Origin of the sequence: Shewanella scandinavica, from assembly GCF_031932065.1 — a bacterium.
Lineage (GTDB): Bacteria > Pseudomonadota > Gammaproteobacteria > Enterobacterales > Shewanellaceae > Shewanella > Shewanella baltica.
In genome coordinates this window covers 1-1,067 of record NZ_JAUOES010000062.1, presented here as the reverse complement: position 1 = coordinate 1,067, position 1,067 = coordinate 1, and the positions used below count along the sequence as shown (strand labels likewise).

Annotated in this window: 1 protein-coding gene; it reads right to left on the bottom strand. The window is 50.6% G+C overall.

Annotated elements, in window-relative coordinates; genetic code table 11:
• Positions 1-959 (bottom strand): IS91 family transposase (locus Q4Q50_RS22300; protein ID WP_311901220.1); only part of this gene is annotated, 959 nt, incomplete at its 3' end.
• Positions 960-1,067: the final 108 nt, after the last annotated feature.

Here is a 1,067-nt window from a genome sequence, read left to right as displayed (position 1 = left end):
ACTGCACCTGCGACAGCCAACATCAGTTGGATTTGTTGCCGTAGCTTTTTGGCATTGCCTCGCAGTAAGCCATAGTCTCGTACTCGCCGTAATCCTTTGGGTAACACATGTTGCAGTACCAACCACAGAAATTCGACGGCGGGCAAGCTGCGTACTTGTTGGCAGCGGGCCTGACTGTCTTGATAGGTAAAACTCACCTGATTATCGACATGACGACAAATACTGCTGTCGGGTAATACGCCCCGATAAAGGTAGCGCGACAGATATTGCAGTGCAGGCGCACCTTTACCGACGAACTGACAATCGACCACCCATTTCGAGTGGGATTGATGTGGTAGGGTGAGTTGAAGCGTGTCACTCAGATAAGCCAGTAAACGTGCTCGCCACACCTTGGCAAGATTAAAGGCGTTAAATAAGTAATGGGTTTGACACTTACGCCATTGCCGCTTGCCTGAGTCGTAGCTCCCAGCAGGGATAATGAAGTGCAGATGTGGATGGTAGTCTCTGCGCCGACTGTGAGTATGCAGTACGCCGGTGAAGCCGATGTCACCACTGAGCTTAGGGGAGCGTGCGGCAAAGTCTTTGAGTACACTCGCTGCCACGGTAAACATGGCGTGATAGAACGGCTCGGGTTGCGACTTCGCTATGGCTCTTAATTCAAACGGCAAGGTAAAGGTCACCATAAAATAATTCACCGGTAATAACTTGGCTTGTTGTTTATCAAGCCAGTCACATGTTGTGCCATGTTGGCACTGTGGGCAACTGCGATGACCGCAAGAGAGCGGAAACTCAAGCTGTTGCTCGCAGGTTTGACAATCCCAGCAACTCACCCTCGCCGTGTTGCAACGACAGCTGAGCATGGCATGGATAGCAGCATGTATTTCTGGGGTGATTTGATGGGCATAACGCCGCCGAAAATCCGCCAGATGTTGGCGTAAAATATCGATAAACTGGCTCATAACCCACACTCCCACCTCAAAGCTAAGTCGTTGGTCAGTTGGTTAATTGCCTCACAGGTATTTTTACGGGTGATATCAGTGAGCCGCGTGTAACGGGCGGTGGTATTC